The organism is Enterococcus gallinarum NBRC 100675 (assembly GCF_001544275.1).
Classification (GTDB): domain Bacteria; phylum Bacillota; class Bacilli; order Lactobacillales; family Enterococcaceae; genus Enterococcus_D; species Enterococcus_D gallinarum.
The window spans coordinates 24,415-48,070 of the sequence record NZ_BCQE01000029.1; the positions used below are offsets into that span (position 1 = coordinate 24,415).

The window sequence follows — 23,656 nt, forward strand, 5'->3', positions numbered from 1 at the left end:
TACATGGGTTTATCTATTCTTTACTTTAAATCAATCATGGGTTTACAAGGGGTTGCTAAACTAAGCATATAACGAAAGGAGATTTAACAAATGAAAAAACTGGGATTCTTAATTTTAGCAACAGGACTATTACTAGCTGGCTGTGGAAATAGCGGATCAAATGCTGCTGATAGCGGTCAAGCATCAAATGAATCAAGTGCTTCAGGAGCAGCGTCTGGAAATGTAGAAATTTTGGCTGTTGGATCAACTGCACTACAACCATTAGTTCAAGCTGCACAAGAAAGTTTCACCTCTGAAAATCCAAACTATATGATTACTGTTCAAGGCGGCGGTAGCGGCACAGGACTGAGCCAAGTAGAAGCTGGTGCTGTAACAATCGGTAATTCTGATGTTTTTGCTGAAGAAAAAGACGGAGTAGATGCTAGCAAATTGGTAGACCATAAAGTCGCCGTAGTTGGAATGGCTCCTGTAGTGAATAAAGAAGTTGGTGTTAAAGATATCAGCAAACAGGACTTGATTGATATCTTCACTGGTAAAACCAAAAATTGGTCTGAACTTGGTGGAAAAGACCAAGAGATCGCAGTGATCAACCGTGCCTCTGGTAGTGGTACACGAGCAACATTTGAAAAATGGGGACTTGACGGGGCCGAAACAATTCAAACCCAAGAACAAGACTCTTCTGGTACGGTTCGCAAAATCGTTGCAGAAACACCAGGAGCAATCAGCTATCTTGCTCTATCTTATCTGGATGATTCTTTACAAGCATTAACGATTGACGGTGTTGAAGCTACTCCAGAAAATATTGCTACAAATGACTGGAAAATTTGGTCTTACGAGCATATGTATACAAATGGCGAACCAGATGCAAACGTCAAAACATTTCTTGATTACATGTTGAGTGACGATATTCAACAAGGTGTGGTGAAAGAATTAGGATACTTACCAATCACAGAAATGAAAGTTGAACGTAGTGTTGAAGGGGAAGTTACGAATATAAACTAAGCTGACTGATAACAGAAGTTGGCTCGTTTAATAAAAAAGACTGTAAACTAAAAAATCCAGGACTTGCGTATAGATTACGCAGGTCCTGAATTTTTTTTGGTCTCAAGAGGAAGTGTGATCGTAAATGTTGAGCCAGCCCCTGGGAAACTGTCAACTGTGATAGTGCCGCCTAACAGTTTCGTATAATCTTTAACGATGGCTAGTCCTAAGCCGGTTCCTCCTGAATTACGCGTACGAGCTTTATCTACGCGATAAAAACGTTCAAAGATCCGAACTTGATCTTCTCGATCTATACCGATCCCTTGGTCACGAACTGAAAGCTGTAATTGTTTTGCTCGATACGAATAGTCAACTTGGATGGCTCCTTGTGATTTGGAATAATTGACTGCATTTTCAATCAAATTTTTTAAGATTGGTTGCAGTAACTCTCTTTTTGAGATGAAAATCAACTCTTCGGGACCATTGATGATAAAGGACAACTGTTTTTCTCGTGCAATTGGTTCATAGGAGCGGATGATTTGCTCGATCAATGCTCGAAGGTTGATTTCTTGCGCGGTGTAATCAAATGAATGACTATCTTTGGATAGGAGAATAATCTCTTGAATCAAATTCTCTAGACGATAGGCATCTTTTTGAATGATTTTAAGGAACGAAACCAATGTTTCCCGATCTTCTAAGGCACCATCCAATAATGTTTCCGTAAAACCAATCAAAGAAGTGACTGGCGTTTTCAATTCATGAGAAACATTACCGACGAAATCTTTTTGCATTTTTTCTAATTGACGCACCCGAGTCAGATCATAAGAGATCCCTAACAACTCATTTTCATTAAAGAGACGCAATGTCACGTCAAGAACTCGCGGATGATCATCACTTAAAGCAATTTCTTCTTGTAAAGAAGGGGTCTGCTCGTTCATGTGATAAATTAATTGAATCAACTGTGTATCATGAATCACTTCAGTGAATGGCTGTGGCAACTTAGGCAACGCTTTGATCCCTAATTGCTCTTGCATGGTAGGGTTTAGCAATAATAATCGGTCTTCCTGATCAATGATAAAAACCCCAATCATCAGTTCATTCAACAGGCCATACAATTGTTGTTCAGAAGCGGCATAAGCTTGATAGGTTCGACTCATTTGTTCACTCAATTGATTGATCGTCTGGTATAAGTCATCATGCTCAGGTGTTTCTTGCATAATGATCGCCTGTTGATCAGGAGAAGAAATCATTTTTTTTAGAACAGGCAAAATAGTCTGCACAGGACGATTTCTTTGACGTAACGCATGAAACGTCAGAAAGCTGACAAATAAACAAAATAGGAGATAAACGAAAAAGATCGAACGCTGAATGGTTTGGCTTTTAGCAAAAAAAGGTGCCGTTGGTTCAGCGATCCGCAAAATCTGCTGCAAGTTGCCATCTTCTTTGACAGGGATCGCAACATACAGCAGTTCTTCATTCAATGTATCACTTTTTCGCAAAGACTGGCCCAGATTACTACCTTTTAAGACTGCCTGCACTTCAGGCCGGTTGGCTCGGCTTTCTTTTAAGGACGAATCGTAAGTATCGTAGATGATTCGCCCATCCTTGTCCAATAAAGTGATCCGACTGGAACTATCCTGTACATAGGCATCAGCAAATTGTTGCAATGTCGCTGGTTGATTATCAGAAAGGTTCAAGAAAATCGCCGCTTTTTCTTCCAAGAAGTCTACTTGTTGGGCAATCACTTGCTGACGATAGAAGCTGCTAAGAAACTGCCAGCAGATGATAAATAGCGCGGCTAATAGCAGACTCCATAGGCCATAGCCAAAGCGTTTCATGAATGAGGCTCCTGAAATTTATAGCCAAATCCGCGAACTGTCACTAAATACTCGGGATGTTTCGGGTCACGTTCCAGCTTTTCGCGTAAATGACTGATATGCACATCAACGATTCGGCTTTGGCCATCAAAGTCAAAATTCCAAATGCGATTCAGCAGCGTATCGCGGTCGATCACACGGCCTTTCCGTTTCATGAAGTATACTAGCAGTTCAAACTCTTTTGGAGTCAGAAAAATCTTTTCTCCCTTGACGCTTACTTGGTAATTGGTCAAGTCTGCTAAAATGTCGCCGATCTGCAACATTTCTGCTGGCTGATCCGAAAGATCTGCAGTGCCTCGTGGTTCCAACCGTCTAAAGATTGCTTTCATCCGAGCGAGCACTTCTCTAGGGCTAAAGGGCTTGGTCAAATAATCATCTGCTCCGATTTCAAGCCCAAGAATCCGATCAATCGGATCATCTTTAGCGGTTAAAACTAAAATAGGGGTCTCGATTTTTTCTTGTCGTAGTTTCTTGGTGATTTCGATACCGTCCATTTGCGGCAACATCACATCTAAGATAATGAAGTCAAAATCTTCAGATAGTGCCAGATCATACCCCATTTTACCGTCGACAGCCGAAACGACTTGGTATCCTTCTTTTTCTAAATTGAATGTAAGTAAAGTAACGATAGATGGTTCATCATCTACCACGAGAATTTTTTTCATCATGAACTCCTTTCTTAACAAAGGAACAATCATTTTACGTTGTTCTAGCTATATTTTAGCATGAATAAAGAATTGGTACTATTGTCTACCACAAATAAATGCTATAATAAAGGACGATTTGAGAAGAAAGCTGAGGGTGTTCGATGATTGGAATCAGTGCATGTTTAGGTGGGGTCATGTGCCGCTATGACGGGCAGCATCAAGCAGTTGCTCAACTGATTGAACTCGTTCAAACTGGTCAAGCAGTGATGGTCTGTCCAGAAGTCCTTGGCGGATTGCCAATTCCTCGTGAACCAGCAGAAATTGTTGGTGGGGACGGTAGAGATGTTTGGTCACAAAAAGCCAAAGTCATTACTGTCACTGGAGAAGATGTCTCAGAACAATTTATGATCGGCGCAAAGCTTGCCTATCAAAAATTGCGCGATCTTGGGATCACGCAACTGATCTTAAAAGAAAAAAGTCCTTCTTGCGGCAGTCGGATTGTTTACGACGGCAATTTTTCAGGAGTCAAAAAAGAAGGTGTTGGTGTCGCCAGTGCTTATTTTCAACAACAAGGAATGACCGTGCTGTCGGATGTCGACTGGCTTGCTGAGCAGGAGGAAAATAATGGAGATTGAAAAAACCAATCGAATGAACGCGTTGTTTGAATTTTATTCTACACTGTTAACTGAGAAGCAGATGAATTATATGGAATTGTATTATGCAGATGACTTCTCATTAGGTGAGATTGCAGAAGAATACCATGTAAGTCGGCAAGCCGTGTATGATAATATCAAACGAACGGAAAAAATTCTTGAAGACTATGAAAAAAAACTACACATGTTTTCGGATTATATGATGCGGGAAGACTTGTTGGAGCAATTATCTGAGTACACCAAGACGCACTATCCCAAAGATGAGACATTGCGCTCGTTGATCGAAGAGATCCAAGAAATCGAAGAATAAAGGAATGAAAAAAAGATGGCATTTGAAAGTTTAACAGAACGCCTACAGCAGGCGATGAGCAAACTGCGTAAGAAAGGGAAAGTTTCTGAAGCAGATGTAAAAGAAATGATGCGGGAGATTCGTTTGGCTTTATTAGAAGCCGACGTTAATTTACAAGTAGTCAAGGAATTTACCAAAAATGTTCGTGAACGTGCAGTTGGAGCAGAAGTCTTAGACAGCTTATCTCCCGCGCAACAAATCGTCAAGATCGTTGATGAGGAACTGACCAAAACATTAGGTTCAGAAACAGTTGGTATTGAGAAATCACCAAAAATCCCGACTGTTATTATGATGGCTGGTCTGCAAGGGGCCGGTAAAACGACATTTGCTGGGAAATTAGCCAACCATTTGATCAAGACAGAAAATGCGCGGCCTTTGATGATCGCAGGAGACGTGTACCGTCCAGCAGCGATCGATCAGCTGAAAGTTTTAGGCCAACAATTAGATGTACCAGTTTTTGATATGGGAACCGATGTCAGTCCTGTTGAGATCGTTCGTCAAGGGATGGCATTGGCAAGAGAAAAGAAAAATGATTATGTCCTAATCGATACTGCCGGTCGTTTACACATCGATGAAACATTGATGGATGAATTGAAGCAGATCAAAGAGTTGGCACAGCCGAATGAAATCCTCTTAGTCGTTGATGCGATGACTGGACAAGATGCTGTGAATGTCGCCGACAGCTTCAATCAACAATTAGGTATCACTGGGGTCGTTATTACGAAACTAGACGGGGATACTCGTGGTGGTGCTGCGCTTTCCATTCGACAAGTGACTGGTGCGCCAATCAAATTTACCGGTACTGGGGAAAAACTGACAGACTTAGAAGTCTTTCACCCGGATCGGATGTCCAGCCGTATTTTAGGTATGGGAGACATGTTGACGCTGATCGAAAAAGCCCAACAAGATTACGACGAGAAAAAAGCAGAAGAATTAGCGCAAAAAATGAAAGAAAATTCCTTCGACTTCAATGACTTTGTTGAGCAGATCGACCAAGTGATGGGCATGGGACCTATCGAAGATCTTTTGAAGATGATTCCAGGAATGAGTCAAATGCCAGGTATCGAAAACGTCAAAGTCGATCCGAAACAAATCGCGCGTCAGAAAGCGATGGTCTATTCAATGACGCCTGCAGAACGGGAAAATCCTGATTTGTTGAATCCAAGTCGTCGTCGTCGGATCGCAGCGGGGTCTGGAAATAGCGTGGTCGAAGTCAATCGGATGATTAAACAATTCAAAGAATCCCGGAAAATGATGCAACAAATGACCAAAGGGAATATGAATATCCCGGGTATGGATCAAATGTTTGGCGGCGGTGTTAAAGGAAAATTAGGTAAAATGGCCATGAACCGAATGGTCAAAAAACAAAAGAAGAAAAAGAAAAAACGTAAATAATTAACTGAAATAAGCAAGCAGCCGTTATGCTGATCACCATGAAAAGTATCGAAAGGATCCCAGGATCATTTCTGATACTAGAAGATGGTTTGGTCGACAACGGTTGCTTTTTTCGTTTGTAGTCTTCTGTTCGTCAGTTACTTGTTTGGGAAAGGAATACTTATCAGTTGGATCGATAGCTGAAACGTAATATAGCGACCTTTGAACATGTATCGGCTGAGCGAGGATAGATTGTTTAACTAGCTGATCCAGTAGATTCATTAAGTACTTGAACGCGTTGCAAGGCAAAATATTCGTGCTTTAGCCGGATAGATGCTACTATTTATTTATAGTAATTGAAAGGAGCAAGTTACGATGACAAACAAAGATCGAGTTGAAGGTAAAATTACTGAAACAAAAGGGAAAGTTACGGGCGATGACTCCGAAGAATTAAAAGGGAAAACCCAAAACGAGTACGGTAAAGTGAAAGACAAAGTAGAAGACTTTGCAGATGACGTTTCTCGCAAAGTGAATAATTTCTTTGATAAGCATGACGATAAAGACAAGCCTAACCGCTAATTTAACTGAAACAACCGTTAACGAAATCGTTAACGGTTGTTTTTTTCTTTTAAAAAGGAAGACTGTCAAAGAAGAGCTAGTTGACAGACCGGTTATTCATAAAGCGACGAGCATGCCACCATTTTTTGATTGCTTTCGGATAAACCAATAGGAAGCTGACTACAAGACAGACCACTAAGTAAATACAAATCGAAACGATGGTTCTCATTTGAGAGAAGTCATCGTAATAGAGTTGGACCAGCATCCAATTCATATTGATCAAGTAGAACCAAGTACCAATGGCCATCACTATAAAGACTGGCAAGCGAAAGGCGGGAACCGTCAGATAGTCGCCATCATTTTCTAAGGAGATGCGAGCGAACACTTCTTGAGCAGCTGCAATCAATACGAAAGACAGAAACAGCGTGGCAAGGATTGCCCACCAATTGACTGGTAAGCCATTGGGCCAGTCATTCCAAAGATTGTTCAATACTAAGTGACCCCCTTTTCCATAGAAGAAAAAGCTCAGAAATTCTTGCAGATTATAGTAAAAACTGTAAAAACCGCTCATCAAGAAAAAAATCAAAACGATCGTTAATGGACCGAAAAAGAGATTGCCTAAAAGAACTCCTAAAAAGCACCCGATGGCTGTCACTGCCAAATTTCCCACAAACGTACCAACACCAGATGCGAATAGGTCTGATAACGGAATTTGGAAATATTCGGAGGGAATCATCAAGTAGCGAATGCAAATATTGCTCAAAATACCAATGATTAAAGCGAAACTGACCGGTGCAAATAAGAAAACAGCTTTTTGACGGAAAATCTGTCGTTTTTTAAAGGGCAATGAGAATAAAAAACGATTGAAATTTGTCTTTTGATCAATGAAAAAACTAAGAAAACCAAAAACAAACAATAATGGAAGAATAAAAAAAGCACCTGAGATATTGAAATTAGCAATATACGTATCCTGTCCATCACTTTCTGGTACCGGCCTATTATAAATGAGCAAGTTTTCATCCTTGTATTCATCGATCGATGAGTAATAGACTGGTTTTTCTCCGTTATAGTCCTTAATATAGTAATCAGGATGCTCTTGGAAATCTTTCTTGAATTCTTCTGAATCAAAATAGGTTTTCTGATTGTGCCAAGAACGTTGGGTATCCCAGCCCATTCCTGCATAAATCAAAACCAAGACTAGACAAAAGCCAAGCAACAGTTTGCCATATCGTTGACGATAAATTTGTTTTAACATTTTCTTTCACCTCTAACCTTTCAACAAGGATTCTTGACTCAAATTGGCTTCAAATAAATCTTCCAAGGTCAATGGGAGTTCTTCAAAGAGCAACGGCTCTAATTGCCGGATCTGTTCTTCTAATGCTGCATCGTATTCTTCGAACAAAGCAACAATCACGCGTCCTTGACGATTGATCAATTTCGAATGCTGTTTGATCAGTGGCGGTACCTGTTTCCCACGAAAGACGAATTGAATTTTACGGGCATTTTCTCGCATCGTTTCTAACCGATAATCTTTAGCGATTGTTCTTCCTTTGATTAAAAGGGCTCGGTCGATAATGTTCTCAAGCTCATTTAGATTATGAGAAGCGATGATGGCTGTGCGATTAGATTCACTCAAGTTTTCTAACAAAAGGCCAATGACCTTTTTGCGTACAATAATATCTAAACCGTCAAAAGGTTCGTCTAATAGCAAGTAATCGGCATTTGAAGCAATGGCTAAGATCATTTTATACAATCCTTGCATGCCTTTAGACATTCGGCGATACGAATGGCCAAGCGGCAATCCATTGCTCTGCATCAGCTCAAGATAAAGGTCTTGATTAAAGTGGGAATAAGCGAGACGATAAAAGGCATTGATTTTTTTCAATGAATACGCCGCTAAAAAGTTCTCTTTTTCATCGATATAAAATAAGTTTTCCTTTAGTTGTGGCTTCTGAGCCAATGATTGACCATCAATCATGATTTCGCCGCCGTCTAAAGCATACTGTCCTGAGAGTGTACGGAAAAGCGTGGTTTTTCCAGAGCCGTTGCGCCCAATCAAACCGACGATTTCATTTTTGCGCAATGAAAATGTAACATCTTCTAGAATAGTAGTCCCTTCAATTTTCTTTGTAACGCCTTCTAGGTTCATTTATCGATCCCTCCCAGTTCTTCTTCAAAAGCAGTGACCCAAGCAGTGATTTCTTGGATGCTGATCTGCAAATGTCCTGCCTCGATCACTAATTCTTTCAATCGTTCTTTTAATTGTTGGATGCGCCGCTCGTCGCGTGGAACACTGTCCAGTGCTTTGACAAACGTTCCTTTGCCTTTGATGGTGATCAAGACCTGCTCATTTTCTAATACTTTGTAGGCCTTGCTGACGGTATTTGGGTTCATCAACAAGCGTTTGGCCATCTCACGAACCGAAGGAATTTGATCACCCGGTCTCAAAACACCATGCAAGATGTCTTCTTTAATGCTCAATATCAGCTGCTCGTAATAAGGTTTGCTGCTTGTCTTGTTGATCATGACCATGTACTCAGCCCCTTTCATTTATGTGTACTAGTATACGTAGTACACTATCAAAAGTAAAGAACTTTTGCTAAAATAAGACAAAAAGGAGGAGTGACTATGACTCGTTGTGGTTGGGCAACAAGTAGTCCCGCAATGCAAGAGTACCATGATCATATCTGGGGGAAACCGGAGTATGATGATCAGCAGTTGTTTCGTAAGTTGGTTTTAGATATGAATCAAGCAGGGCTGAGTTGGCAAACGATTTTGAACAAGATGGCAAATTTTGATCAAGCATATGATCACTTTGATATTGAGACAGTGGCCAATTATTCGGAAGAGAAAATTCTAGCACTGATGGATGATCCCGGTATTATTCGTAATCGCAGAAAAATAGAAGCGGCAGTTCATAATGCACAACTCGTATTAGCGATTCAGCAAGAAATCGGCAGTTTTTCTGATTTTTTATGGCGTTATGTCGACCATCGACCAGTAATCAATCATTTTCAAACACAATCAGAAGTACCCACCCATTCACCAATTTCTGATCGCTTGGCGAAAGATTTGAAAGCCCGTGGCTTTAAGTTTGTAGGAACGACGACGATCTATGCATTCATGGAAGCTGTAGGAATGGTTAACGATCACCTGACAAGCTGTATCTGTTACGAGGAACTTTAGAAAGAAGACGAGAAAAATCGAGGAGGAGTCATATATGGGAAAACTGGTTTTTTATGGCGCTATCAGTTTAGATGGCTATTTAGCTGGAGCAAAAGATCAATTGGAGTGGTTGTTGGAGACCGATACGGGGACAAGTACTACGTATGAGAAATTTTTTGAAACGATTGATGCAACAGCAATGGGCCGTAAGACGTACGAAGAAGCAAAAAAAATGCTGGCGACGGAGAAGCTCTATCCGGAAAAAGAAAATTATGTGTTTTCCCGTCAGATGCAGACCGATTTAACGGACGCAGTGGTTGTGGATCAAGATCCGGTTGCTTTTTTATCACAATTGAAAAAAGAGAAAACGGTTTGGTTGGTTGGCGGTGGAAATTTACTGCATCCTTTATTGGAAGCAGATCTGATTGATGAATGGTATGTACAGATCGCTCCTGTATTATTAGGGACAGGCAAGCGCTTGTTTGAGCCAGGAGAGTATGCTGCTCGTTTACAATTCGTGGATATGACGCAAATGGGTGAACTCGTAGAGATCCACTATCAACGAAAATAGATGGTGTGCTTTCTGAGTTTCTCTTTTTCTGTGTTCCAGATACTTCCTTATGATTCACTCAGAGTTTACATTGAACCATCCACCAAAAAAACGCACACTCACTGGTTTCCTTTATGGGATAGATCAGTGAGTGTGCGTTTCTTATTTGACTGTCACAAAATCGTGACCGGTTTTTAGTTGTAACGGTTGAACAAGTCGATGTAATTGTCAACGATTGTTTGGAAGAAGTTGACGGTATCTTCTTTGATCGTATTGTTTTCATCGATTAAGTTCATGATTCCACCGATATAAGCTTCTGGTTGTTGCAAGGTTGGCATATCTAAGAATACCAATGATTGACGTAGGTGATGGTTCGCACCAAAACCAGCGATCGCACCTGGTGAAACACTTACGACTAAAGCAGGTTTCCCGCTCCAGCTGCTTGCTCCGTAAGGACGTGAACCAACATCCAAGGCATTTTTCAATGCTGCTGGTACAGAACGATTGTACTCTGGTGTAAAGAAGAATACACCGTCCACACTTTGCAATTCATTACGGAATGTTGTCCATTCAGTAGGCACTTTGCCTTCTACTTCCAAGTCTTCATTATAAAATGGTAGATTGCCGATTTCTAAAAAGACAGCTTCGAAACCTTCTGGCAATAATTCTGCAAATTTCTTCGCTACCAGCTTGTTATAAGAGCCTTCGCGTAAACTACCAACGATAAAACCAATTTTTTTTGTCATGTTGAATTCCTCCTCATATCTTTTACATGTTTTATCTTACCAAAAGTAAGTAAAACTGACAAATAAAAAGCCTTTGCCTAGAAAATCCAGTCATAAAGCGATGTCTCAGCTATAATGACTGTCTCTCTCTAATGATACGCGTTGCAGGAAAATCTGGCAAAAGATAACCTATAGAAGAAAGAAACAGAAAAAAAGAGACTGTAAAGAAAAAACTCTTTACACCGTCAGTAAAACCTGTTAAACTAGCTCTTGTGATTAAAACAATGGAGGTGTAAATAATGGCAGTAAAAATTCGTTTAAAACGCATGGGTTCTAAAAAGAAACCTTTTTACCGTATTGTCGTAGCAGATTCACGTTCTCCTCGTGACGGACGTTTCATCGAAACAGTAGGTACTTACAATCCTTTGCAAGACCCAGCTGAAGTGACAATCAAAGAAGATTTGATTCTTGATTGGTTATCAAAAGGTGCGCAACCTTCTGATACAGTACGCAATATTCTTTCAAAAGAAGGCGTAATGAAAAAACACCACGAAGCTAAATTCACTAAGAAATAAGGTGACGACGGATGAATGATTTGCAAGAATTAGTCTTAACGATCGTTTCACCATTAGTGACCAAACCTGAGGAGATCCAGCTTGATGTGGTTGAATCAGAAGATTTCTTTGAATATAATCTTACAGTTGCTCCGGAAGATATCGGACGAATCATTGGTAAACAAGGTCGGGTGGCTAAAGCAATCCGGACGATCGTTTACGGGGTTCGCACCAACGGTCCCAAAAAGGTCCGTTTAAATATCATTGATGGAAAGTAATTGATCGCATCACTCATTGAGTGATGCTTTTTTTCTATCCTGTTAGTTCATGCTCAAGACCTATGACAGATCGGCTGATTTTTGAGATAATAAGAAAAAGGAGGCGGGAGTATGTCACAAATAGTCGCATGGATCATCTTTATTTTAGTCTTAGTTTTTATCTATAAAGTAGGCTCATTTATCTGGCGCACGCTAGGTGTGCTGTTTTTGCTATTTTTATTATGGATCTATCGGGATGTGATTTTTACTCAAGTTAGTCAATGGACACGAGATTTCCGCTGGGATCAGTTATCAACCTATCTGGATCAAGGAATTCAATGGCTGAAAGACGGTTGGCAGGCTTTACAAAATTGGATTTCGAGCGTAATCAGCTAGTATTTAAAGACAAGCAAAGTTGTTTGTCTTTTTATTTTGGAAAGGGTATGCTCAATAAAAAGGGGGAAACCATCATGAAAAAAGAAGTAGGACTCCTAGTGACAGTATTGGCCATTGGGGCATTAGCAGGATGTGACACGAAAAATAATACGGATACGTCTGAGTCAACCCATTCAAGCACTCATACTAGTACAATCATTTCTTCTGAAAGCAGTAGCAGTAGTAGTGAGGCAGTCTCCAGCAGTGCCGCGCAAACTGAGTCAAGTAAGAGAGTTACCCAAGCAGGAACACTGGATCAGTTGTTAGCTGCTTTTCCGCAGGATCGCTTGCCATCAGAGGTACCGATGACGGAGCAAAAGACCTTGAATGCTGCAACCGACGAAGGGGCAGATCAACTCTCTATCCTCTATTATCAGTTAGATGATCAACGAGAATTGAATGATCCATCATTGAACAATGAGACACCAATCGCTAGCTACAAAAATGCTGCTTACGAAAATGAAGACCAAGCAGCGGCCGCTGTACATGCGAACCTTGATGAAGGCGGACAGGCGGTCGATCTAGGACATAACATCACTGGTCATATGCAAGGTGCTGCTGGTTCTAGTTATCTAAGCTGGCAAGAAGGCAACTGGCATTTGACGGTCCGTGGTGTCAATCAAGAGAATCAAGACCCCGTGCCAGTAGCAAAAAAAATCGTGTCCTACTTAGAAGAAGCTATGCTGCCTGCTCCAGGTATTGGGCAAATCACCATTGATATGGGAAAATCAGATTACACGGCTAACACCGTTTCTTGGCAAGACGGTAAGATCACTTATACCTTGCAACATCAAGATCCTTTATCCGCATTGAAAATGGCTGTCTCAATGAATCAATAAAAGAGCCAATCTAACGTGTAGGAGGAAGACATGCAGATTACGTATTTATCTGATCCTCAAGAAAAGAAACAAATCGCACAAACCATTCTGACTGACTTGCCGGAATGGTTTGGTCTGCCTGAAAGCACTGCCGATTATATTGAAAAAAGTGCCTATCAAGAAATGATCGTTGTAGAAAACAAAGGTTTTTTGACCCTTGTAAAAACAAGTCCAGCGACTGCTGAGATTTATGTTATGGGCGTATTGAAAGCCGATCACCATCAAGGAATCGGCAGCCAATTGATCCAAGAAGCCATCCGTTGGTGCCAACGAGAAAGTATGGCCTTTTTACAGGTTAAGACATTGGCAGAGACGCATCCAGACCAACACTACCAACGTACACGAAGTTTTTATGAGGCGATGGGGTTTTTGCCTGTCGAAACATTTCCCACCCTTTGGGGAGCGGAAAATCCATGCTTGTTGATGATCCAAGCAGTTCCACCTCGGGAAAACACTAGAATTCCTTAACTGCCCATGCTAAAATGAGAAGGATTATAAAGGAAATGAGGACCAATCGTGACTGAATTTTTAAATGTAGGAAAAATTGTCAATACCCACGGAATCCGGGGAGAAGTACGAGTGATCTCGCAAACCGATTTCCCAGAAGAACGCTACCGTAAAGGGCAACGATTAACACTGTTTCGAGAAAATAAAGCACCGCTGGAATTAACCGTCGCTAGTCATCGTAAACACAAGAATTTTGATTTATTGACATTCGAGGGGTACCCCACAATCAATGATGTGGAGCCTTTGCGAGACGGTATCTTAAAAGTGACAAAAGATGAGTTGGGACAACTTGCAGAAAATGAATATTACTATCATGAAATCATCGGCTTGACCGTCATTGATGAACAAGCCAGAGAACTAGGCAAAATCAAAGAGATTCTATCTCCCGGAGCCAATGATGTTTGGGTAGTCCAACGCAAAGGGAAAAAAGATGCGTTGATTCCCTACATCGAATCAGTGGTAAAGAAAATTGATTTGGATAAAGGCGAAGTTCATATTGAGATCCCAGAAGGGTTGTTGGATGATGAGGATTGATGTTTTAACCTTATTCCCAAGAATGTTTGAGGGCCCTATGGGGGAATCGATCATTGGAAAAGCTCGGGAAAAAGAGCTTCTAGAAATCAATGTCTCGAACTTTCGCGAATTTTCGGACAACAAACACCAAACAGTAGATGACTACCCTTATGGCGGAGGGGCAGGGATGCTGCTGAAAGTTCAGCCGATCTATGATAATTTAAAAGCGATCGAAACTGCCACTCCGCAAACCAAAAAACGTATTATCTTGTTAGACCCTGCCGGTAAGAAATTCGATCAAAAAATGGCTGAATCCTTTTCACAAGAAGAGCATCTGGTATTTATCTGCGGACATTATGAAGGGTATGATGAACGAATCCGTTCGCTAGTGACGGATGAAGTTTCTCTCGGGGATTATGTTTTGACTGGCGGGGAATTGGGCGCGATGGTGATGATCGACGCGACGGTTCGCCTGTTGCCCGAAGTACTAGGAAACGAGACGTCTGCGCAGACTGATTCTCACTCCACAGGGTTGCTTGAACATCCGCAGTACACGCGACCAGCAGAATTTCAAGGAATGACGGTCCCATCAGTTTTGATGAACGGCAATCACAAATTGATCGAAGAATGGCGCTTAAAAGAATCCTTGAGACGAACTTATTATCGACGACCTGATATGTTGGTGGATTATCCCCTAACAGCAGAAATGAAAAAAATGTTACAAGAGATCGCCGAAGAAGCTTCTGCAGAGGATGAATCAAAGTAAAAAATCTCAGTCGCTGGAATCGCACCTGCAATCAAATGAAACCACCACAACGGGTACTAGAAGCACCAGTCTAGTCCGTTGTCTTTTTTACAGAGACAAAATAAATGTCGGAAAAAAACGCTGGTGACAAGAAATTTGTCTTTACATGAGCTGGAAAGTTATGGTAAGATATTTCAGTGAGTGTAAACTCAACTATTACGATATTCCGCTGGAGCAAATTGCTTTAAGAATGTTTGGGAATAAGGAGAATGATAAAGATGAATCCATTGATTCAAGAATTAACTCAAGAACAATTACGTACTGACATCCCAGCTTTCCGTCCTGGGGACACTGTTCGCGTTCATGCGAAAGTTGTCGAAGGAACTCGCGAACGTATCCAGTTATTTGAAGGTGTTGTTATCAAACGCCGCGGAGCTGGTATTAGCGAAACTTATACAGTTCGTAAAGTATCAAACGGTGTAGGTGTTGAACGTACCTTCCCATTGCACACACCACGTGTTGCACAAATCGAAGTTGTTCGTTACGGTAAAGTACGTCGTGCAAAATTGTACTACTTGCGTGCATTACACGGAAAAGCAGCTCGTATCAAAGAAATCAGAAGATAAACACGGAAAACTTCCTTGGAAATCTGAAATCTGTGAAAAGTCCTTGTATATCAAGGACTTTTTCTTTTTTCTCTATCACATTTTTAATATGTTTTGGGCCTTTTTTTCTAATGTTCTCTCAAATTGTCCTGAATCTCCCAATATTGACTACTATTATCGTCAAAATACCGAAAAAATTAGTAGTCATTTTGACGACAAATTTAATACGAAAAATACCTAAACACTTACCGAATTTAGCAATTTTTGAACCCGAGTTGCTAAAAAGGTTGAATGCTTTCGAAAAAAGCAAAACATATACGATTGTGCTAAAAAGTTTATGTGATAGGTTTCTATTTAAATAATTTTAGGAGTTTTTTGTAATGGGAAAAGATAAGCGTATTGTTTGGAAGGATCAAAGCGATTTAAAAATTATATTAACAATTAGTCAGTTTATTGAAACTTACGAAATAAAATCTAGTCGAGAATATCAGAAACAGTTATCGAAAAATCCACATTCAGCTCCCAGCATGTGGTTTATTATTAATAAATATGGCTCGTGGAATAATTTGCTGAATAGCATTGGAATTGATAATAACGGATCTAAAAAATGGGCTAGAATGGAGACCGATGAATTAATAAAAGTGGCACAAATATTTATTGATTCAGAAAAAATAAAATCACAACGCGTTTATGAAAAAAAGTCTGCTGGTAAAGATGTTCCGTGTTTAAGCACTTTAAAGAATAGATTGGGCGACATTCGTTTTCTTTTTAAAAAGGAAGTGAATAAGGGATTAACTAATTTTGAGATACTTTTAGAGCTTAAGAATGAAATAATTAGACTTAATATGGAAGATGATTTATCTATGACAAAATTTCAAAACTATTCAAAATCCAAACATCTTCCATCTGTATATACAATTATGAGACGGACAAATAAGACATGGGAAGAATTGATGAGCGAAATTGGGTATGATTATAAAGAAATAAAAATAAAAAAACAGAGAAATAATTTGCGTTGTAGATCAAAAAAAATATGTTCAAGATATGAATAAACAAAGTATTTTTCAGCATATTTTTATCTGTACCATTATTTTAAATATCCATAGCAGTTTATTCATGATTTATGAGGTTTAAAATACAATACTGAATTCACTGCTTATTTTCATGTTACTGCTTAAACTTTGTATTTTAATAGAAAATAGAGATGTGAACGAAAAATATTTATTTCTATTACAAAAGGTAAAAAATTTGATTTAAAAGCTAAATGTACAGATGAGTTTTGAATTTTTCTCCTTCAAATTCAAAATGAGAGTAGTAGGTATGATAGGAATATATCAAATATTAAGATAGATACAATATGCATAATAGGCTATGCTTCTTTAGATTTTTTGATTAAGAACACAATAAATAGTTTACGTCGATACTTATTAAGTTATCGACGTTTTTTTTATAAAAAATTTATAAAAGGAGGTTTCTTGATATGATAAGAAACAAAAAGCTTTGCTTGAAAGTTGCTTTATTGGCAGCTTTTTGTCAAGTATTTTTTTGGGTAGGCTCACTGACAACACAAGCAGAAGAAATAACTCAAGGAACAACTGTTTCTCAAGTTTCTCCTACTTCAAATGAAGTTGAAGTACAATCCGATTTACCAAAAGAGACTGCCAAAGAAGAGATATCGACAGAATTTGTTCCACCAACAGAAGCACCTTCAATGAACGAAAAAAGCGTACTCGATGAAACCATCGGTAAAAGCCAACAACCAGGAGATAGTCCAGTTGTGGCAGAAGAAATACCAATAGAAACACCTGAAGTTCAAACAATTTTTGAAAAGGAAAATTCATCAGAAAAAAGTTGTTCTACTGTAATAAACGAAGGAACAGAATCAGTTCAATCAGAAGATTCAAAAGAGGCAACGACTCCGATTGAATTGACGAAAGAAGAAATGAATTCTAATACTTCACTTTCTTCTGAAAAAGAAGAGAAAACAGCTCTTTCGACAGAATCTCATGAACCTGAATTGAAAAAAGTTGAGGAATCAGGTGATACACAAAAAGAGAAAATAAAAAAAGAAGCTGTTTCTTCTACTTCTTCAAAAGAAGTTACATTGATTGTACCACAAACCGCTCGAAGTGCACGGGTGCGACGTGCAACCAATACAGCAGTTTTGGGTGGTCGGAAAATTGATTGGGGCGAAAATATTGGTGTTATTTCTAGTGCCAATAATCCCAATTTCACTTTAAATTACATGGTTCGTTTTGAGATTAATGGACAAGTAGCATTTTGTATTGAACCTGGTGTCGCAGCCGCAGAAGGTCAAGTTTATACAGCTACTGCTTTAGAAAACTATTTGAAAGATTTAAATATACGAAAAAAAACAAGCTTGATCTCTTATTTAGGATATGTCACAAGCAAAGACAAATCCGATGAACAATACATTGCGGCACAATTTATGATTTGGGAAGTTTTGGGCACAAAAATTCCAATTAAAAATATCCGTATTGACTATGATCGTCGAAAAGCAGAAATTCAACGTTTGCTTAATAATTTTGATGTAAGAGCTACTTTTCATAATCAAACACATACGGTAAAAATTGGCGAAACGTTAAAAGTAAAAAGTGGCAATGACTTTCTACAACGTGTAAAAGACATTCAAAAGCCAAAAGGTGTTAATGTATCTATTCATGATAATGAAGTATGGATTACAATCACAAAAGAGGCACCAGAAAAGGCAAAAATTCATTTCAATCAAATTGAAGCATTAGGCGTGCCATTAGCGTATCGTCGTCCAGGTGCTCAAACAATTGGGGTGCTGAATCCTTTTGTACCTGGTGACTCTGTTGTCAATTTGACCACTTTGAAACAAGGAAACATTCGTGTCTTTAAAGAAGATGCAGAAACCGGTGTGAAAGCACAAGGTGCAGCTTCTTTAGAAAATGCAGTGTATGGCTTGTATCAAGCAAATGGGAAGAAAATCAAAGAAATTACATTGAAAAATATCAATGGCAAGGTACAGGCAGAAATCAAAGATCTTGATCCTGGTAAATATGTTTTAAAAGAGATCAAAGCACCAAAAGGTTATGTACTTTCTGATGAAGCAATTGAAATCGTCGTTGAACCTGGAAAAACTGTCAATACGATCGCAAAAGATCAAGTGATCAAAGGAACCATTGATTTAGTCAAAGTCGCAAATAAAGATTTAGTCGATTCAACCAATCCAGACAACAAACCAAAATTAGCTGGTATTGAAATCTCTTTGACGTCAAAAACAACTGGAAAAGTGGTGAAAACAGTTGTGACAGATAATGATGGTTACGCTACTTTTGGTAAAAATACCGTTGTCTTTGATACGTACATTCTTTCTGAAACCAAAGGAAAAGAAGGATATAAACTGTTTGAACCATTCGAAGTCACAATTTCTGAAAATGGGCAAACCTTCCATTATGTTTTAGAAGACAAAGTAATCGAACAACGTCTTAAAGTGGTGAAAGTGGATCAAGAAACAGGGAAAGTCATTGCTCTATCTGGTACCCAATTCAAAATTTGGGATAAATACGCAAACAATGGTAAAGGTGGCTATGTATCGATGGCATTACCGAATGATACAGAGGTTTCAGACATATTTACAACAAACGAGAAAGGGTACTTTGTCACAACGGATACATTGAAATACGGAAAAAATCGTTACGAGTTACGAGAAATCAAAGCACCTGAAAAATATGTTCTAAATAAAACGCCTTATGTCTTTTCAGTAACAGACGACACCAATACGATTGAATTAATCTACTTCGCTAACCGTTTAGCGAAAGCCAACGTAGAGGTTTTCAAATATGATACTAGTACGAATTTTGATCAAAAAACGGCGATTGCTGGTGTTGAATTTGACCTATTCAAAAAAGATGAAACAGGCACAACCTTTGTTGGTACATTCAAAACAGACAAAAAAGGTAAAATCAATGTGAAAGACTTATTGGTTGGCGATTACTTCTTTAAAGAAGTGAAACCATTAGCAGGGTATCTGGTCTTAGATAAAGACGTACCATTTACTGTAACGGTTGATAAAGACGGTACAGTGATTGCACTAGAAGTGGAAAACAAACGGATTCCACCTAAAATTGGTACTACAGCTATCGGTAAGTATACAAACCAACAAAGAGTGACCCCATTGAAAAAAGTAACGATTACAGACACTGTAAAATACAGTAATCTAATCATCGGAAAAACTTATACCGTCAATGGTGTTTTGATGGATAAGGAAGAATCTATCACAGCAGGAAAAGACGTACCGTTGTTAGTAAATGGTAAACAAATTACCGCAAGTAAAGTGTTTGTCGCAAAAAATCCTAACGGAATGATTTCCCTTGACTTTGTCTTTGATGCTAGTGCATTAGCTGGAAAAGAGATAGTCGTATTTGAAAATATCTATCGTGACGGACGCTTAGTTGCGTCTCATACAGATATTCACGATAAAGGACAAACGGTTCGTATTGTGAACCCTATGATTCATACAAAAGCAACAGGTCAAAACGGCGAAAAACAATTACAAGCTTTACCAAATCAAAAAGTGAAAGAATGGGTACAGTTGAACGACTTAATTGTTGGTCAAACGTACAAAGTGCTCGTACAAGGTTATATTACACCTGATGGTGTGAAATTAGACGGTACAAGTGCTGAAAAAATTTTCAAAGCAGATAAGACAACTTTAGAGTTCTTATTTGAATTTTTGGTAGATGGACGTAAGCTAGCAGGCAAAGGATTATCTTTTGCAGAATGGTTAGAAGCCCAAAGTGAACCAAAAGATGAAAACGATTATGAAGTTCGATTTGAACAAATCGCAAACCACAACGTAGACTTAAAATCAGAAGATCAAACGGTTTATTTTGTAGAAGTTCCAAAAGTACCGGAACCAAAAATTCCTGAAAAATCACAACCTTTTAAAGAGGTGAAACAAGCTTCAGTAGTACCAATGTTGCCAAAAACAGGATCAGAAGATACTGTATTATGGATGATCATTGGTGTGCTATTTGTTTTAGCAGCAGGTCTTACATTTTACGAGTTACGCAAAGTCAAAGACTAAGTAGGACAAACAAGCGGTTAGATGCCTAATCGCTTGTTTGGTTTTAAAAAAGTTATTGCATAAGTAACATTTGAAAAGATAAGAAATGTTCTTCGTTTTATGAAGAAAAAAGAAAGGAAAAAGAGAATGAAGAAGCTATTTTTCGCATGTTTATTTAGTTCCGTAGTTCTTGCTGGTGGAATAAACGTTTTTGCAGATGAAATAGGTATTACACCAGTTACGCCACCTGTGATAGAAGAAACAACACCTGTTATTCCAATTCCAGATATTTCTAAAATAGATGAGTCTGTTCCGGATCAACCAACTCCTGTTAATCCGGATATATCTTCAGAAGTAACTGAACCAACAACACCCGTTGTTCCTGATCTAACGGAAAATTCAGAAAATGAAACACCAGTTGTATCGCCTTCTACTGGAGAAACAACGAATGATAAAGATACTACACCAACTACAAGTGAGTCTTATTCGGGAACTAGTTCGGTAGATAATGATTCAAAAATAGACGATTTTAGTTCTTCATCTACTACAATAGATACACCAAAAGAAACAGAAAAGAAAAATGATTTAGGAGCTCCCAAAAATTTAACACCTGAAAATCATATAAAGACTGTATCGGAAAAGGAAATGACTGTTTCAGTCAGTTCAGATGGAAAAATTGTACAAGGAACGGGTACCGAAAAATCAATTCCTATTGTGACAAGTAATTTAGAAGAAATTAATCATGTCCCAACACCTGAAACTCCTTTACAAGTAGCGACTGGTCAAGCGATTGTTGGGGTACAAGATGGTGTACCACTTGTACAAGATAATCAAGGGAATTTGGTAGAAGATTTATCCATTCCTGTAAAAAAACTACCTAGCGGCAATATTGAAATCAAAACAATCGATGGGAAAACAAAAGTATTGCCAAAAACAGGTGAAGAACTTCAAATTAGTTTAACTATCCTTGGTTCTCTTTTAACAGCAGTAACCGGGGGCATTTTTTATGGTAAAAAACAATGGCGTCATTTGCGTCATATGTTTAAGAAAACTATTTAGTAAGGAGAGAGAATAAAAATGGGTTTATCTTATGTTGCAATTAGTCAGGAAGAAGTATTGGGAAAGTGTTTTAATCAAAAACACGTTGGCTCGACAGGTGAACGAGATCGTCGAGGAAATATGAAGAAAGTAGAGTGGGAGATTTTTCAGATGAACTCTGAAAAGATGGGAGAAATTGAAGTGCGTGTAGCTGTCGGTGGTGCGCCTAAAGCCATGCGATACAATGCAGAAGTGTTACTGGCAAATCCTAGAATTTCTCGTCGAGCAGATGTACGAAATATTGGAAATGACGGTGAAACAAACAAAATAGCACGTAATAGGTTTTATTTGTTAGTCGATCGTGTAGAAGTAAAAGGAGGAAATAACTAATGACACTAGAATTTGATCAAGGAATTGTCCCAGGGTTGGTAAAAGAAACACTAGGAGAAATCTATTTTGTCAAGGCACAACGTCCACGTATGCTGTATGAAGATAATGAAAACACAGGAGAAATTAAAGAGCGTCCAGTTGAATTTTCAAGTGCTACCCAAGAAACAATGTTCGTGGTGAATTTTCCACCAAAAACAAATTTGGATGGATTAAGTTTTGGCGATGTAGTGGAATTAGAAGAGGTGGAATTTCGTTTTTGGATTTCTATTGATCACGAATCAATGAGTAATCGAGCAGAGAATGATTTGAAAGTATCTGCGCTTCGTTATAAAAAAACAGGAAAAAACATTTTTCAAATGGCTACCTCAAATCATGTTCTTTCTGCAAAAGAAAAAACAGAACCAAACAAAGGTAATGTAAAGAAAGAGTAGTGAATACCACTACTCTTTCTTTTTTGTAGAATTGAATAAGGAAGGAGAAGACGATATGGGGGAATTAGATTAGTTTTCAGCATTGCTTGGGTAAATTTTTGGATTTATTTAGGATTTAGATGGTGGTTAGATATAATTTATCCTTTACGCATTTTGTATTATTTAAGTATTGTATTGTATATGCATTGGCTGATTTTTATGGCACTAGTTTTAATTAAAATTTTTCATCCAATATATTAATAATTCAATGAAAAAAATAGATGTTATTAGTAATAAATAATAATAAAAATGACGAGAATAAACCCATATTTTATTTTTATAAAGCCCAAAGTTTATTCTATACATGTTGTTGTATCGAGGAAGTCCAGATTTTCTTCTAAATTTATTTAAGTCTTTGTAGTAGTAATGAGAAAAATTTTTATATTCATAATTATATTTTTTGAATTGTCTAACATTAGTTGGAATACCTAAATTTAATATTCTTTGTAAATAATACGTAGTTGTATAGGACAAAGCAAATTCTAAATCAGTATTGTGAATTTCATCATATAGTAGAGTTAGATTTTTATGAATTGTATTGATATTTTGGTCGTCCACTTCTTTAAATAAAGATTTGCCAATAGTGTTTTGAAAAGGAATAAAAACTTTGTGTAACAAATGGTCAATGATAGGATTTATTCGATTAGATTTTTGATTAGTACTAAATGTGTATAACCCTATGCTTATATTGATAGCGATTAAAATAATATTTAAGTATGAAGAAATATCAGAATGTTGCATGTGAGTATCCTCCTTTCTTTTTTATTATAACAAAGATAAATAAAGAAAAAAGTGGACATTAATTCATATAAATACCTTTTGATAGTTTTTAAAGACAAAAAGGAGACGAGAATAAATGTTTCAATACAAAGGTACTCGTATTCGAAACAGGCATAAACATGCCTCTGAACGATTTATTTTTTATCTTATGTTGCCGGTTCTGTTGCTAATGAGTGGATTCTTTTCTCTCTTTTACACAACGATCACATGGGAATGGTGCTGTGTTTATTGGATAATCGCATTTGGTTTAGCTGGTCTATTTTCATATATGTGTTTGTATTTTTGGTCCTATAATATTTATCAACGATTGATTCATAAAGGAAAATTAGCAGGGATGGTACATAGTCGACGATTGATTCTTGAAAGAGTATTGAAAAATGGTCGTCGGAAAGTGGTGTACTATCCTAAAATTTTTTATCACTATAAAAATGGCTTGATTCATGTTCGATTGCCGTTAGATTTAGGCCCCTTTCAAGATCGGTTTAATGAGATGGCTGGGCAACTAGAAGAAGCCTTTTTTTGTGATTTAGTAGAAGAGCAACGAGAGAAAAA

The 23,656-nt window shown here is 38.3% G+C and carries 28 protein-coding genes; 21 read left to right on the top strand and 7 right to left on the bottom strand.

The genetic code is table 11. The annotated features are described in order from the left end of the window. Nucleotides 1-90: 90 nt before the first annotated feature. Nucleotides 91-1,002 carry a phosphate ABC transporter substrate-binding protein PstS family protein gene (locus tag EG2_RS14615; RefSeq protein WP_005471921.1) on the top strand — a complete coding sequence of 304 codons (912 nt, stop codon included), beginning with the start codon at nt 91-93 and terminating at the stop codon, nt 1,000-1,002. A gap of 74 nt (nt 1,003-1,076) precedes the next feature. Here EG2_RS14615 and pnpS read toward each other — a convergent pair whose 3' ends face one another. Continuing rightward, nucleotides 1,077-2,819: a two-component system histidine kinase PnpS gene (pnpS, locus tag EG2_RS14620; protein WP_060815204.1), complete on the bottom strand. Its 1,743-nt coding sequence runs from the start codon at nt 2,817-2,819 to the stop codon at nt 1,077-1,079. Then, nucleotides 2,816-3,523: a response regulator transcription factor gene (locus EG2_RS14625; protein ID WP_060815205.1), complete on the bottom strand. Its 708-nt coding sequence runs from the start codon at nt 3,521-3,523 to the stop codon at nt 2,816-2,818. Before EG2_RS14625 ends, pnpS begins: the two co-directional genes overlap by 4 nt. A gap of 143 nt (nt 3,524-3,666) precedes the next feature. On the opposite strand from EG2_RS14625, the gene EG2_RS14630 reads away from it, so the two are divergent. From EG2_RS14630 to EG2_RS14645, 4 genes are all read left to right on the top strand, one after another. Next, nucleotides 3,667-4,140 (top strand): 2-thiouracil desulfurase family protein, encoded by a 474-nt coding sequence (locus EG2_RS14630; RefSeq protein WP_060815206.1) that lies wholly within the window; start codon nt 3,667-3,669, stop codon nt 4,138-4,140. Next, nucleotides 4,130-4,468, top strand: a complete 339-nt coding sequence (locus EG2_RS14635) for a putative DNA-binding protein (RefSeq protein ID WP_003127676.1) — start codon at nt 4,130-4,132, stop codon at nt 4,466-4,468. The genes EG2_RS14630 and EG2_RS14635 overlap by 11 nt, the downstream gene beginning before the upstream one ends. A 15-nt stretch (nt 4,469-4,483) precedes the next feature. After that, on the top strand, nt 4,484-5,902 hold the full coding sequence (gene ffh, locus EG2_RS14640) for a signal recognition particle protein (RefSeq protein WP_003127677.1): 1,419 nt from the start codon (nt 4,484-4,486) through the stop codon (nt 5,900-5,902). A gap of 354 nt (nt 5,903-6,256) precedes the next feature. Continuing rightward, nucleotides 6,257-6,460, top strand: coding sequence for a CsbD family protein (locus EG2_RS14645; protein ID WP_060815207.1), 204 nt, complete (start codon nt 6,257-6,259; stop codon nt 6,458-6,460). 76 nt (nt 6,461-6,536) lie between these two features. On the opposite strand, the gene EG2_RS14650 is transcribed toward EG2_RS14645, so the two are convergent. Genes EG2_RS14650 through EG2_RS14660 form a run of 3 tightly spaced genes read right to left on the bottom strand, consistent with a single transcriptional unit; the run spans nt 6,537 to nt 8,971 of the window. Further along, nucleotides 6,537-7,694 carry an ABC-2 transporter permease gene (locus EG2_RS14650; protein WP_060815208.1) on the bottom strand — a complete coding sequence of 386 codons (1,158 nt, stop codon included), beginning with the start codon at nt 7,692-7,694 and terminating at the stop codon, nt 6,537-6,539. Nucleotides 7,695-7,706: 12 nt separating this feature from the next. After that, nucleotides 7,707-8,588, bottom strand: a complete 882-nt coding sequence (locus EG2_RS14655) for an ABC transporter ATP-binding protein (protein ID WP_060815209.1) — start codon at nt 8,586-8,588, stop codon at nt 7,707-7,709. Next, nucleotides 8,585-8,971, bottom strand: a complete 387-nt coding sequence (locus EG2_RS14660; RefSeq protein ID WP_060815210.1) for a GntR family transcriptional regulator — start codon at nt 8,969-8,971, stop codon at nt 8,585-8,587. The genes EG2_RS14655 and EG2_RS14660 overlap by 4 nt, the downstream gene beginning before the upstream one ends. 96 nt (nt 8,972-9,067) lie before the next feature. Here EG2_RS14660 and EG2_RS14665 point away from each other — a divergent pair, with 96 nt between their 5' ends. Continuing rightward, nucleotides 9,068-9,625: a DNA-3-methyladenine glycosylase I gene (locus EG2_RS14665; protein WP_060815211.1), complete on the top strand. Its 558-nt coding sequence runs from the start codon at nt 9,068-9,070 to the stop codon at nt 9,623-9,625. A gap of 34 nt (nt 9,626-9,659) precedes the next feature. Continuing rightward, nucleotides 9,660-10,175 (top strand): dihydrofolate reductase family protein, encoded by a 516-nt coding sequence (locus EG2_RS14670; protein WP_060815212.1) that lies wholly within the window; start codon nt 9,660-9,662, stop codon nt 10,173-10,175. Between the two features lie 173 nt (nt 10,176-10,348). Here the strand turns inward: EG2_RS14670 and EG2_RS14675 are convergent, their stop codons facing one another. Next, entirely contained in the window at nt 10,349-10,900 is a 552-nt protein-coding gene (locus EG2_RS14675; RefSeq protein WP_003127684.1) for an NADPH-dependent FMN reductase, read from the bottom strand. Between the two features lie 278 nt (nt 10,901-11,178). Between EG2_RS14675 and rpsP the strand changes: the two genes are divergently transcribed. From rpsP to EG2_RS14740, 13 genes are all read left to right on the top strand, one after another. Next, a complete protein-coding gene (gene rpsP / locus EG2_RS14680; protein ID WP_003127685.1) occupies nt 11,179-11,454 on the top strand; it encodes a 30S ribosomal protein S16 in 276 nt (91 codons plus the stop codon). Nucleotides 11,455-11,465: 11 nt separating this feature from the next. Beyond that, entirely contained in the window at nt 11,466-11,711 is a 246-nt protein-coding gene (locus tag EG2_RS14685) for a KH domain-containing protein (protein WP_003127686.1), read from the top strand. A gap of 111 nt (nt 11,712-11,822) precedes the next feature. Beyond that, nucleotides 11,823-12,086 (top strand): hypothetical protein, encoded by a 264-nt coding sequence (locus tag EG2_RS14690; protein WP_060815213.1) that lies wholly within the window; start codon nt 11,823-11,825, stop codon nt 12,084-12,086. Nucleotides 12,087-12,160: 74 nt separating this feature from the next. Then, the gene (locus tag EG2_RS14695) at nt 12,161-12,964 is read left to right on the top strand and encodes a hypothetical protein (RefSeq protein WP_060815214.1); all 804 of its coding nucleotides are present in this window, start codon (nt 12,161-12,163) and stop codon (nt 12,962-12,964) included. A gap of 30 nt (nt 12,965-12,994) precedes the next feature. Next, nucleotides 12,995-13,471 carry a GNAT family N-acetyltransferase gene (locus tag EG2_RS14700; RefSeq protein WP_060815215.1) on the top strand — a complete coding sequence of 159 codons (477 nt, stop codon included), beginning with the start codon at nt 12,995-12,997 and terminating at the stop codon, nt 13,469-13,471. Nucleotides 13,472-13,519: 48 nt separating this feature from the next. Then, nucleotides 13,520-14,044, top strand: coding sequence for a ribosome maturation factor RimM (rimM, locus tag EG2_RS14705; RefSeq protein ID WP_060815216.1), 525 nt, complete (start codon nt 13,520-13,522; stop codon nt 14,042-14,044). Then, entirely contained in the window at nt 14,034-14,789 is a 756-nt protein-coding gene (gene trmD / locus EG2_RS14710) for a tRNA (guanosine(37)-N1)-methyltransferase TrmD (protein ID WP_082709577.1), read from the top strand. The genes rimM and trmD overlap by 11 nt, the downstream gene beginning before the upstream one ends. Before the next feature lie 257 nt (nt 14,790-15,046). Next, nucleotides 15,047-15,394, top strand: a complete 348-nt coding sequence (rplS, locus tag EG2_RS14715) for a 50S ribosomal protein L19 (RefSeq protein ID WP_002357176.1) — start codon at nt 15,047-15,049, stop codon at nt 15,392-15,394. 359 nt (nt 15,395-15,753) lie between these two features. Next, nucleotides 15,754-16,425 carry a hypothetical protein gene (locus EG2_RS14720; RefSeq protein ID WP_060815218.1) on the top strand — a complete coding sequence of 224 codons (672 nt, stop codon included), beginning with the start codon at nt 15,754-15,756 and terminating at the stop codon, nt 16,423-16,425. A 428-nt stretch (nt 16,426-16,853) separates the two neighbouring features. Continuing rightward, entirely contained in the window at nt 16,854-20,447 is a 3,594-nt protein-coding gene (locus EG2_RS14725; protein WP_060815219.1) for a SpaA isopeptide-forming pilin-related protein, read from the top strand. 99 nt (nt 20,448-20,546) lie between these two features. Further along, nucleotides 20,547-21,485 (top strand): LPXTG cell wall anchor domain-containing protein, encoded by a 939-nt coding sequence (locus tag EG2_RS14730; protein WP_082709576.1) that lies wholly within the window; start codon nt 20,547-20,549, stop codon nt 21,483-21,485. An 18-nt stretch (nt 21,486-21,503) separates the two neighbouring features. Beyond that, nucleotides 21,504-21,854: a hypothetical protein gene (locus EG2_RS14735; protein ID WP_060815221.1), complete on the top strand. Its 351-nt coding sequence runs from the start codon at nt 21,504-21,506 to the stop codon at nt 21,852-21,854. Further along, entirely contained in the window at nt 21,854-22,285 is a 432-nt protein-coding gene (locus EG2_RS14740; protein WP_060815222.1) for a DUF961 family protein, read from the top strand. The genes EG2_RS14735 and EG2_RS14740 overlap by 1 nt, the downstream gene beginning before the upstream one ends. Before the next feature lie 210 nt (nt 22,286-22,495). Here the strand turns inward: EG2_RS14740 and EG2_RS14745 are convergent, their stop codons facing one another. Next, nucleotides 22,496-23,065 (bottom strand): hypothetical protein, encoded by a 570-nt coding sequence (locus EG2_RS14745; protein WP_060815223.1) that lies wholly within the window; start codon nt 23,063-23,065, stop codon nt 22,496-22,498. Between the two features lie 115 nt (nt 23,066-23,180). Between EG2_RS14745 and EG2_RS14750 the strand changes: the two genes are divergently transcribed. After that, the coding region (locus EG2_RS14750; RefSeq protein WP_156424246.1) for a hypothetical protein at nt 23,181-23,656 on the top strand (476 nt) is incomplete at its 3' end.

Coding starts and splice junctions, on each gene's coding strand:
- EG2_RS14650 (WP_060815208.1), bottom strand. CDS start 7,694: ATGTTAAAACAAATTTATCGTCAACGATATGGCAAACTGTTGCTTGGC.
- EG2_RS14635 (WP_003127676.1), top strand. CDS start 4,130: ATGGAGATTGAAAAAACCAATCGAATGAACGCGTTGTTTGAATTTTAT.
- EG2_RS14675 (WP_003127684.1), bottom strand. CDS start 10,900: ATGACAAAAAAAATTGGTTTTATCGTTGGTAGTTTACGCGAAGGCTCT.
- EG2_RS14695 (WP_060815214.1), top strand. CDS start 12,161: ATGAAAAAAGAAGTAGGACTCCTAGTGACAGTATTGGCCATTGGGGCA.
- EG2_RS14730 (WP_082709576.1), top strand. CDS start 20,547: ATGAAGAAAAAAGAAAGGAAAAAGAGAATGAAGAAGCTATTTTTCGCA.
- trmD (WP_082709577.1), top strand. CDS start 14,034: ATGAGGATTGATGTTTTAACCTTATTCCCAAGAATGTTTGAGGGCCCT.
- EG2_RS14725 (WP_060815219.1), top strand. CDS start 16,854: ATGATAAGAAACAAAAAGCTTTGCTTGAAAGTTGCTTTATTGGCAGCT.
- EG2_RS14670 (WP_060815212.1), top strand. CDS start 9,660: ATGGGAAAACTGGTTTTTTATGGCGCTATCAGTTTAGATGGCTATTTA.
- EG2_RS14720 (WP_060815218.1), top strand. CDS start 15,754: ATGGGAAAAGATAAGCGTATTGTTTGGAAGGATCAAAGCGATTTAAAA.
- pnpS (WP_060815204.1), bottom strand. CDS start 2,819: ATGAAACGCTTTGGCTATGGCCTATGGAGTCTGCTATTAGCCGCGCTA.
- EG2_RS14665 (WP_060815211.1), top strand. CDS start 9,068: ATGACTCGTTGTGGTTGGGCAACAAGTAGTCCCGCAATGCAAGAGTAC.
- EG2_RS14655 (WP_060815209.1), bottom strand. CDS start 8,588: ATGAACCTAGAAGGCGTTACAAAGAAAATTGAAGGGACTACTATTCTA.
- EG2_RS14745 (WP_060815223.1), bottom strand. CDS start 23,065: ATGCAACATTCTGATATTTCTTCATACTTAAATATTATTTTAATCGCT.
- EG2_RS14735 (WP_060815221.1), top strand. CDS start 21,504: ATGGGTTTATCTTATGTTGCAATTAGTCAGGAAGAAGTATTGGGAAAG.
- EG2_RS14615 (WP_005471921.1), top strand. CDS start 91: ATGAAAAAACTGGGATTCTTAATTTTAGCAACAGGACTATTACTAGCT.
- EG2_RS14685 (WP_003127686.1), top strand. CDS start 11,466: ATGAATGATTTGCAAGAATTAGTCTTAACGATCGTTTCACCATTAGTG.
- EG2_RS14660 (WP_060815210.1), bottom strand. CDS start 8,971: ATGGTCATGATCAACAAGACAAGCAGCAAACCTTATTACGAGCAGCTG.
- ffh (WP_003127677.1), top strand. CDS start 4,484: ATGGCATTTGAAAGTTTAACAGAACGCCTACAGCAGGCGATGAGCAAA.
- rpsP (WP_003127685.1), top strand. CDS start 11,179: ATGGCAGTAAAAATTCGTTTAAAACGCATGGGTTCTAAAAAGAAACCT.
- EG2_RS14700 (WP_060815215.1), top strand. CDS start 12,995: ATGCAGATTACGTATTTATCTGATCCTCAAGAAAAGAAACAAATCGCA.
- EG2_RS14630 (WP_060815206.1), top strand. CDS start 3,667: ATGATTGGAATCAGTGCATGTTTAGGTGGGGTCATGTGCCGCTATGAC.
- EG2_RS14690 (WP_060815213.1), top strand. CDS start 11,823: ATGTCACAAATAGTCGCATGGATCATCTTTATTTTAGTCTTAGTTTTT.
- EG2_RS14625 (WP_060815205.1), bottom strand. CDS start 3,523: ATGAAAAAAATTCTCGTGGTAGATGATGAACCATCTATCGTTACTTTA.
- rplS (WP_002357176.1), top strand. CDS start 15,047: ATGAATCCATTGATTCAAGAATTAACTCAAGAACAATTACGTACTGAC.
- EG2_RS14645 (WP_060815207.1), top strand. CDS start 6,257: ATGACAAACAAAGATCGAGTTGAAGGTAAAATTACTGAAACAAAAGGG.
- EG2_RS14740 (WP_060815222.1), top strand. CDS start 21,854: ATGACACTAGAATTTGATCAAGGAATTGTCCCAGGGTTGGTAAAAGAA.